Annotated in this window: 1 protein-coding gene; it reads left to right on the forward strand. The window is 60.6% G+C overall.

Annotated elements, in window-relative coordinates; all coding sequences use genetic code 11:
• Positions 1-3 precede the first annotated feature (3 nt).
• Positions 4-545 (forward strand): GTP-binding protein (locus AB3347_RS25935; protein ID WP_369094526.1); only part of this gene is annotated, 542 nt, incomplete at its 3' end.

The following is a 545-nucleotide window of genomic DNA, read 5'->3' on the forward strand; positions in this document are numbered from 1 at the left end:
GAAATGGCAAAGGAAAAATTCGAACGGACCAAGCCGCACGTCAACGTCGGCACCATCGGTCACGTTGACCACGGCAAAACCACCCTGACGGCTGCAATCGCAACCGTTCTGTCGAAGAAGTTCGGCGGCGAAGCCAAGGCCTACGACCAGATCGACGCGGCTCCGGAAGAGAAGGCACGCGGCATCACCATCAACACCGCGCACGTCGAGTACGAAACCGCAAACCGTCACTACGCGCACGTCGACTGCCCAGGCCACGCCGACTACATCAAGAACATGATTACCGGTGCTGCGCAGATGGACGGCGCGATCCTGGTGTGCTCGGCCGCTGACGGCCCGATGCCGCAGACCCGCGAGCACATCCTGCTGGCGCGTCAGGTTGGCGTTCCGTACATCATCGTGTTCCTGAACAAGTGCGACCTGGTCGACGACGCAGAACTGCTGGAACTGGTCGAAATGGAAGTCCGCGAACTCCTGTCGAAGTACGAGTTCCCAGGCGACGACCTGCCGATCATCAAGGGTTCGGCACGTATGGCCCTGGAAGG

The organism is Massilia sp. X63 (assembly GCF_041023745.1).
GTDB lineage: Bacteria > Pseudomonadota > Gammaproteobacteria > Burkholderiales > Burkholderiaceae_D > Telluria.